Below are 854 nucleotides of genomic sequence, written 5' to 3'. Positions count from 1 at the left end.
AACTGTTGGACATAGCCGCTCACCGGCGCGCGCAAACTGCGATATTGCTCGCGCTCCCGATAGCGGCGTATGCTCAGCTCGGCCTCGCGGGCCTTATCCCCCGCCTCAACCAGCTCCGTGAGCATTTGACGGCGTATATCGGCCCGATATTGCGCCAGCTCCGCTTGAATCCGCGCAATGCTTGCGCGGTACTGGGCGTTTTTCTGATGCTCGATCGCCAGGCTTTTCTGGGCCGTGACCCGCTCGTTTTCAAAATCGAGCCATTGCATGCGGGACCCCATTTTCTGATCGGCCAATTGTTTCCAGACATGCGCTTTTTCGGTAATGGCGGGCAGACGGGCAGAGAGTTTCTCCTGTTCCAGGTCGCTGGCCGCGACGACCGCACGACTTTCCGCCAATTGCGCTTGAAGCGCTGTTATCCGCGCAAAATACCCATCGACCTGTTCGTTCATGCGCTCTTGTTGCAGCACCGACTGCGGCGTTGGGTTCGAGGCGAAGGAAGCTGGGCCGTGGAGATGATCGATGCCGGACAGCGTCGCTTTGAGGCGCGCGATGTCCAGCCGGGACAATTCTTGCTGGCGCTGCAACTGCGACAAATCGACCTGATTTTCCGTGCTATCGAGTTCCACCAGCACTTGTCCGGCGTTGACATGCTGGCCGTTGGCGACATTGATCTTACGCACGATGCCCGCTTCAAAAGGCTGCACCGATTTGACGCCGCCGACCGGAACCAATTGCCCGCTCGCTACCGCATTGACGTCGACCTCGCCCAGGAACGCCCACAGCACCCCCAATGAGAACAGGACGACGATCAGATAGGCGAGCATGCGTCCGAGCGGCGAGGCGGGGGTATC

The 854-nt window shown here is 59.8% G+C and carries 1 protein-coding gene; it reads right to left on the bottom strand.

Annotated features, from left to right (window positions below):
- Positions 1-854 (bottom strand): HlyD family secretion protein (locus AC07V8_RS25745; RefSeq protein ID WP_494721512.1); only part of this gene is annotated, 854 nt, incomplete at both ends.

The sequence above is a fragment of the Collimonas sp. GW821-FHT02H07 genome (assembly GCF_059421505.1).
The sequence above is the reverse complement of the archived record's forward strand: the minus strand, read 5'-3'. Positions and strand labels throughout refer to the sequence as shown.